Origin of the sequence: Shewanella sp. 2_MG-2023 (assembly GCF_030548905.1) — a bacterium.
Lineage (GTDB): Bacteria > Pseudomonadota > Gammaproteobacteria > Enterobacterales > Shewanellaceae > Shewanella > Shewanella electrodiphila.
Genome location: NZ_JAUOSO010000050.1, coordinates 1 through 843, shown reverse-complemented (window position 1 = coordinate 843; position 843 = coordinate 1). Strand labels below are relative to the sequence as shown.

1 protein-coding gene is annotated in these 843 nt (G+C 43.7%); it reads right to left on the bottom strand.

Annotation, left to right across the window (positions count from 1 at the left end; translation table 11 throughout):
• Window positions 1-843 (bottom strand): calcium-binding protein (locus Q4600_RS21120; RefSeq protein WP_303518504.1); only part of this gene is annotated, 843 nt, incomplete at both ends.

The following is an 843-nucleotide window of genomic DNA, read 5'->3' as shown; positions in this document are numbered from 1 at the left end:
CTGTCATCTTCAGCAGTACCATGCTGCTCAATACCAAAATGCGTAATCCAATCACCCTCAACCACTGTGCCATCGTTAAACTCCATACTCTCGAGCTTATTAAGACTACTGTTCACCGCTTTCTCAATCGTAATAGTCGAAACTGCGCCAGTTACAGGGTCTGTCACTTGAACAACTAAATCATCACCATTAGCAAGTAACGAAATATCCGCTTGGCTTATTCCTTCACCAAAGACCAATTTATCCGCTGTAGCATAACCACCGTCATAATCCACTATCGTGTCATTACCATCGCCAAGATTATAGATATATGTGTCACTGCTATAACCGCCCACCATACGGTCATTGCCTGTACCACCGATAAAGGTATTGGTGTTATACCTCACACTTGAACTCGTACTACCAATCGTCAATAAGTCATCACCCGCGCCACCATCAAGCGTGTCATCACCTAAACCGCCCGATAATGTGTCGTTGCCTGCGAAACCTCGCATTACCTCTGACTCATTAATCCCAACCATGACATCATCACCCGAAGTACCTTGTACTTCTAATGACGCAAATAAGTCACCATCAATGATACTGCCGTCTGCAAAGTGCAATGCCTCTATTCGGTATAGGCTACTCGTGGCCGCATTTTCTAATGTAATAGTAGATTCTTCGCCTGTGGCCGAATTTGTCACAACAAAAATAAGGTGTGCACCGATACGCCTAAAGGCGATATCACTAGGTTTTATCCCTTCACCAAAGACCAATTTATCCGCTTTAGCATAACCACCGTCATAATCCACTATCGTGTCATTACCATCGCCAAGATTATAGATATATGTGTCACTGCTATAA